We start from the raw sequence: 6141 nt of genomic DNA, 5'->3' as shown, positions 1-6141 counted from the left end.
ATATATAAGATTTAAAAATATCATACATTTTGTTACTGCAGCTGAAGTGGGTGATATAGCAGCTTTTTGTGCTTATATATTTTTTTATTAAAAAGAAGGGACTCTTTACGAAGGTCTTAAATAATATAAAATTAGCAACCGATCATACGGTTGCTTTTTAATAGCTTTATTTTTTATTCTGTTGCATAAAATAGCTTGCTAAGAGTGAAGTTAATGGAATTGTAAATAACAATCCAATGCTACCGGAGAGTGAGCGAACTATTTCCGTTGCAATCACATCTAGATTTATGATTTTATAATTACTTTGATTAAATATCATCATCAACAATATTAGGGGAAGAGCACTTCCAAGGTAGGCTAAAATCAAAGTATTACTCATGGTGGACATAATGTCTTTTCCCACATTCATTCCTGAATTCAAAAGTTCTTTAAATGATAAGTTTTTATTAGTTATTGATACTTCATATATCGCCGAAGATATACTCATTCCAACGTCCATCACAGCTCCGAGAGAGCCCCAAATTATTCCGGCAAAGAGTAATTCTTTTGGGTCCAAGGTTAGATTGTTTGGAAGATATAATAACATTTGTGATTCGTCCATTGAAAGACCGGTGAGATGTAATTTATTTCCGACAAAATAAGCTATAAGTGCTGCTAAGATAGTTCCAAGACAAGTGCCAAGTATTGCACATAAGCTTTTTTTGCTAAAGCCTGCAACTATCAATATTGTGAAAATTGAAATTAAAATTGAACTCAAAACAGCCATTGTAACTGGGCTATGTCCTTTTATAATCATAGGAATTGCTCCGAAAATTATAATTCCAAGAGTAAAAAGTAAGGATACTATTGAAAGGACACCCATTTTTCTGCCTATCAATAAAAGTAAAAGTATAAAAGTTGCAGCCAAAATATATAGATAATCTGTACGTAAGTGGTCTGATATGCTATATATTGTTTTACCGTAGGCATCTTTATTTTCAAGAATTAAAACTTTATCTCCTATTTTTAAATCAAAGTTATTATTCAATTGAGTGGAAATAGAATTTGTCACTTCAATTGTCTTATCCTTGTTTTCGCCGGTCAGAAATTTAATTTTAACTGTCTGTTCTTTATTTCCAAAGCTATCAACTTTACTGAATTCAGAAGTTTTAGTTACAATTGCTTTTTCATAGTGCATATATTCATCTTGATCATTTTTTAAACCAATTGTAGAAGTTGCAAGAGATTTGATGGGAAATATAAAGACTAAAACAAATATAAGTATTAATAATTTATTTTTCATAAAATCCTCCAAAAATATTTTAACACTTGTAAAAATTTAATAAAACCCTCTAGCATAATTATAATCTTAAGAAATTTAATTACTATTATAAAAAATAATTCTTAGTATTTGAAAAGAATTTTATAAAATGATATAATTGATGTAATTTTTATAGGATGCTGATGAGGAATAGTAAGTTGTGCCGAGTTTTTAGAGAGTTTACGGTTGGTGTGAGTAAGTAACGAGGGCAATTGAATCCGCCTTTGAGTCCATTGTTTTAAAGAGAGTCTATTTGTAGGCTAATTAGGGTGGCAACGCGGGTCTTCTCGTCCCTTTGGGATTGAGGAGGCTTTTTTATTTTGTAAGAAAGGTGAGAAAATGTTAGATATTAAATTTTTAAGAGAAAATCCTGAATTGGTAAAAGAAAATATCAAAAAGAAGTTTCAAGATGAAAAGTTAGTGCTTGTAGATGAAGCAATAGAAATTGATGAAAAGCTTCGCCAAGAAAAAATTAAAGGAGATGATTTAAGAGCTCAAAGAAATAAGACTTCAAAGGAAATTGGAGCATTGATGGCTCAAAAGAAAATTGAAGAAGCAGAGGCTACAAAAGCTAAAGTTAAAGAAATAAATGATGCACTTGTTCAAATTGAAGAAGATACTAAAAAATATGAAGCAGAACTTAGAGAGAGAATGCTCGTAATTCCTCAAATCATTGATGAAAGTGTTCCTGTTGGAAAAGACGATTCAGAAAATGTTGAAGTTGAAAGATTTGGAGAACCGGTAGTTCCTGAGTATGAAGTTCCATACCATGTTGAAATAATGGAAAGCTTTGATGGAATAGATTTGGATGCTGCGAGAGACACTTCAGGTGCAGGGTTCTATTATTTAAGAGGAGACATCGCAAGACTTCATTCTTCAATTCTTTCTTATGCAAGAGATTTTATGATTGATAGAGGATATACATATTATATTCCGCCATTTATGATAAGGTCAGAAGTCGTAACAGGTGTTATGAGTTTTTCTGAAATGAAAAATATGATGTATAAGATAGAAGGGGAAGACTTATACTTAATAGGAACTTCAGAACACTCTATGATTGGTAAATTTATAAACACAATCACTGATGAAGAAAAAATGCCTTTGAGAATGACATCTTATTCACCTTGCTTTAGAAAAGAAGTTGGAGCGCATGGAATTGAAGAGCGTGGAGTATATAGAATTCACCAATTTGAAAAGCAAGAAATGGTAATAATCTGTAAACCTGAAGATTCCATGGATTTCTATAATGAACTTTGGAAAAATACAGTAGATTTCTTCAGAAGCCTTGAAATTCCGGTTAGAACTTTGGAATGTTGCAGTGGAGATTTAGCAGATTTGAAGGTTAAATCTGTGGATGTTGAAGCTTGGTCTCCTAGACAAAAGAAATATTTTGAAGTAGGTTCTTGTTCAAATTTGGGAGATGCTCAAGCAAGACGTCTTGGGATTAAATTAAGAGGAGAAGATGGAACTTATCTAGCTCATACACTTAACAACACTGTAGTTGCACCTCCAAGAATGTTAATAGCTTTCTTAGAAAATATGCTACAAGAAGATGGTTCAGTTAAAATTCCGGAACCACTTAGAATGTACATGGGTGGAAAAGATAGAATAGCTCCTGTAAAATAAGAATTTAAATAAGCTCAGTTGAGCTTATTTTTTTATGTAGATTGTAAACTTTAGAGCGTAAAATAGATGACAAATTTGCTTAAAAATGTTAATCTTTTGAAGGGGCGAAAAATGAAAGCTAGAAAACTATCTTTTATTGCTATTTTATCTGTGTTGATAACTATGAGTGCATTTTTCAAATTGCCGAATCCATTTTTAGGGGGAGAGTTTCAAATGTCTGCTCCTATTGCAATTATAATAGCGTACATATTTGGGTTTAGGAATTATTTTATAGCAGGCATTATATCAAGCATAATTTCTTTTGTACTTGGATTTATGACAGTTTATGGAATAATAGTTTCAATGGTTTTTAGAGTATGTGTTGGTATAGGTGTTTATATTTTTAAAAATAGAAACATAGGATTTTTTATAGTAGGACCAATTTCAACTTTTATAGCAAGATTGGCACTTAGTTTAATTTTTAAATTAAGTTTGTATACTTTATTAATACCTACAATACCAGGGATGATATTTACTGTGATAATGTGTAGAGTTTTTTTTAATGGATTTTATAGAGCAGTGGAAAATAGTGTGTATAGTGATTTTATAGTTTGTAGAAGGAGTTAAAATGATTTACAGTGTTAAAATGAGAGCTTCTAAGAATATCAATGGAAAGAAAGTCCATATATCAGGAGCAGAAAGAATGGTTGAAGAAAAGATACTAGGGGAAGTAATAACATATTTGAAGAATAGGGCAATGAGTCATGAAAAGGGTAAGCCGGATTTTATAAATATAAAAATAGAAGAAATTGATGAGAATGAAATACTAGAGCTAAATGCTTTAAACGTTAGTGAAATCAAGGTTAAATCTGTTATGGAAGGGTTTGTATTTATAAAGTCATTTTTAGAAAGTCAAAATATAAAAAATGCAGATTACATATTAAATTTATTAAAGAATACTTCTAATATGAGAGGTGCAATAATCTTAGAGGTAAATTCATTAGAGAGATTGGAGCCGGATTTGAAAAGCGGAGTTAGAGTAACATATATGGATTATAAAAAAATAAAAAATTTTAAAGAATATAAAATACATTTTAATGAAGCTCTTGTATTAGCAACTAAGGTTGTAAATACACCGGGGATAGTAGGTGAGTTATGTATTTCGGATGATCCAAATTATACGATAGGATATGTAGCGACTAAAAAACATGGATATATAAGAGTTAGTAAATTAAAAGAAATTGGGTCGCAAAATGGCGCTAGAATTTTTTTATATGATAAAAATAAAGCAGATTTAAAAGAGACGCTAGAATTTTTAAGAAATAAGAAGGTGCTTGTTGTTGGATGATAAGTTTAATTACATAGATTCTAAAATGAAATTTTTAAGTAGTCAAAATTTAATTAGAAGACAAAATATTTTTTCTAGTACACAATCTGCAATTTCAAAAATTAATGGTAAGGAGTTATTGCTTTTTTCTTCAAGTAATTATTTATCGATTATTGAAAATGAAAATATTTTTGATAAGGGAGTTAACTTAGCTAAAAAATTTGGGATGGGGTCAGGAGGTTCAAGACTTACTACAGGAAGTAGTATATTACATACGGAACTTGAAGATAAATTAGCTAAATTTTGCGGGTATGAATCTGCTTTAGTTTTTAACTCGGGGTATACAGCTAACGTAGGAGTGATTTCATCAATTGCTACAGAAGAACATATAATATTTTCGGATGAAAAAAATCATGCTTCTTTAATTGATGGGTGTAGATTATCGAAGTCCAAAATAGTTATATATGAACATAATAATTTAAAGGACCTAGAAAATAAGTTAAAATTATATTACAAATTTAACAAAATAATAGTTTCTGATTCTGTATTTAGTATGGATGGAGATATTATAGATTTAAAAGGTATAATCAATTTAGGAAATAAATATAATGCCATAACAATAATTGATGATGCTCATGGATTTGGAGTTCTTGGTGAGAATGGTAGAGGAATTATAGAATTAACTGAAGAAAAATTAAAACCGGACATACTTATTGCAACACTAAGTAAAGCTATAGGGGTTGAAGGGGGATTTGTAGGAACCTTTAAAAAAGTAAGAGAATATATATTAAATCATGCCAGAAGCTATATTTTTTCAACTTCTATGAGCCATTTGGCAATAGCGTGTAATATAGCTTCTCTGGATTTTATTTCAGAATCAAATGAAAATTTAATTAGGCTTAAAGAAAATGTGCAATACATTAAATTAAGGTTAAAAGATATAGGAATTGAAGTAGATGGCAGAGTACCTATAATAAAAGTTTTAATAGGTGATGAGGGAAAAGCTATTAGAATTTCTGAAAGTCTATATGAGGATGGAATTTATGTGCCAGCGATAAGATTTCCAACTGTAGAAAAGAATAAAGCAATTTTGCGAATTACTTTAATGAGTTCTCATACTAAGGATCAAATAAATTTTTTAGTAGACAGATTAAGGTTTTATATTAATGAAGAGTGAAAAATAAATTAAGATAAATAGATATTTATAATGAAAAAGGGTATAATAAAAAATATAAATAATAACTTACCAGTACAATGGGGAGTAGCTAATTACTTACAGTCGCCATTACGAATTTTTATTCCGGCTGTAAGCCATAACTATGGTAGCAAGACCACTGTTTCTCGTCAGAGACAGTGGTCTTTTTAAAAGTATTTTAAGGGGGAATTAAATGCAATGGTACAACAAGACTTCTAAAGAAGTTTTTGCTGAATTACATAGCTCTAACCAAGGGCTTTCTACACAGGTAGCTGTTCAAAAACTTCAGGAGCATGGGAAAAATGAATTGAAAAAGGAGTCAAAGACGCCTTTTACTCAAAAGCTTTTAGCTCAGTTACTTGACCCGATGATTATAATACTTGTGCTTGCAAGTGTTGTTTCGGCAGTAGTTGGAGAGGTAATAGATTCAGCTATAATAATAGCAATCGTGTTGATAAATACTGCGCTATCTCTTTATCAGGAGGGTAAAGCTGAAGCTGCAATTGAAGCTTTACAAAAGATGTCATCTCCTAAAGCTAAAATTGTCAGAGATGGAAAAAGAGTTGAAATTGACTCTATAGAATTAGTACCGGGAGACTATGTTATTTTAGAAACCGGGGATATAGTTCCGGCTGATTTAAGACTTGTAGATTCTGCAAACTTAAAAATTGATGAATCATCTTTGACAGGAGAGTCAGTGCCGGTTGAAAAAGA

The 6141-nt window shown here is 30.6% G+C and carries 6 protein-coding genes and 1 other annotated feature; of the genes, 5 read left to right on the top strand and 1 reads right to left on the bottom strand.

Going from position 1 to position 6141, the window contains the following annotated elements; translation table 11 throughout:
- Positions 1–166: 166 nt before the first annotated feature.
- Positions 167–1282 carry a YibE/F family protein gene (locus tag SOR77_RS08340; RefSeq protein ID WP_320636652.1) on the bottom strand — a complete coding sequence of 372 codons (1116 nt, stop codon included), beginning with the start codon at positions 1280–1282 and terminating at the stop codon, positions 167–169.
- A 149-nt stretch (positions 1283–1431) separates the two neighbouring features.
- Positions 1432–1598, top strand: a binding site (T-box leader).
- Between the two features lie 41 nt (positions 1599–1639).
- On the opposite strand from SOR77_RS08340, the gene serS reads away from it, so the two are divergent.
- From serS to SOR77_RS08315, 5 genes are all read left to right on the top strand, one after another.
- Positions 1640–2926, top strand: a complete 1287-nt coding sequence (serS, locus tag SOR77_RS08335; protein ID WP_320636651.1) for a serine--tRNA ligase — start codon at positions 1640–1642, stop codon at positions 2924–2926.
- A 111-nt stretch (positions 2927–3037) separates the two neighbouring features.
- Positions 3038–3532 carry a hypothetical protein gene (locus SOR77_RS08330; RefSeq protein ID WP_320636650.1) on the top strand — a complete coding sequence of 165 codons (495 nt, stop codon included), beginning with the start codon at positions 3038–3040 and terminating at the stop codon, positions 3530–3532.
- Between the two features lies 1 nt (position 3533).
- A complete protein-coding gene (locus SOR77_RS08325; RefSeq protein WP_320636649.1) occupies positions 3534–4253 on the top strand; it encodes a 6-carboxyhexanoate--CoA ligase in 720 nt (239 codons plus the stop codon).
- Entirely contained in the window at positions 4246–5409 is a 1164-nt protein-coding gene (locus tag SOR77_RS08320; protein WP_320636648.1) for an aminotransferase class I/II-fold pyridoxal phosphate-dependent enzyme, read from the top strand. The genes SOR77_RS08325 and SOR77_RS08320 overlap by 8 nt, the downstream gene beginning before the upstream one ends.
- A 211-nt stretch (positions 5410–5620) precedes the next feature.
- The coding region (locus SOR77_RS08315) for an HAD-IC family P-type ATPase (RefSeq protein WP_320636647.1) at positions 5621–6141 on the top strand (521 nt) is incomplete at its 3' end.

The organism is Peptoniphilus sp. (assembly GCF_034090345.1).
In the GTDB taxonomy this organism is placed as follows: domain Bacteria; phylum Bacillota; class Clostridia; order Tissierellales; family Peptoniphilaceae; genus Peptoniphilus.
This window is presented reverse-complemented; position numbering and strand designations above follow the sequence as displayed.